We start from the raw sequence: 628 nt of genomic DNA on the forward strand, positions 1-628 counted from the left end.
GGCTTTTTTGGCAAAAAAATAAACGCAAGCTCTCCTGCGTTGTATACTTTAGTCGACCAAAACCAAGATACAAAGGAGACTTACGTCATGAATATTATAAGACAAAAAAATACAGAAAACGAGCTTCACAATATTGTTCATCAATTTACTTCCCTCATTGGTCTATCTAAACTCACCAAGTTGGTGAATTATCGCCGGAATTCAGAAATCAGCTTGATGAAGGTCATTGAATGGCTGCTCACGACAAAGTTCCTGGGACGCTCGCTTTATCGAGCCCATGAAACACCTAACTTTACCAGTCGCACCGTCAGAAATAATTTGAACGATGGCCGGATCAATTGGCAACGCTTGATTTGTCAAGTTGGGAGTCATTTAATCAAGCATTTACGACCGTTTATTGACCGCCGGCGGCGGTTAGCATTGATCATTGACGATACACTCTTTTCCCGTGAGTACGCCACCCAAACCGAATTACTAGCGCGAGTCTTTGACCATGACAAACAGTTATATATTAAGGGATACCGGGCTTTAACTTTGGGTTGGAGTGACGCCAATACATTCTTACCGATCAACTTTGCATTAATGTCTTCCAAGAAGCCACAAAATGTCCTTGGAAAATCAGCTAAAA

Annotated in this window: 1 protein-coding gene; it reads left to right on the top strand. The window is 41.6% G+C overall.

Translation table 11 applies throughout. The features are described from left to right. Nucleotides 1–87 precede the first annotated feature (87 nt). Nucleotides 88–628 (top strand): transposase (locus FD32_RS03120; RefSeq protein WP_056962106.1); only part of this gene is annotated, 541 nt, incomplete at its 3' end.

Source organism: Limosilactobacillus panis DSM 6035, assembly GCF_001435935.1.
Classification (GTDB): domain Bacteria; phylum Bacillota; class Bacilli; order Lactobacillales; family Lactobacillaceae; genus Limosilactobacillus; species Limosilactobacillus panis.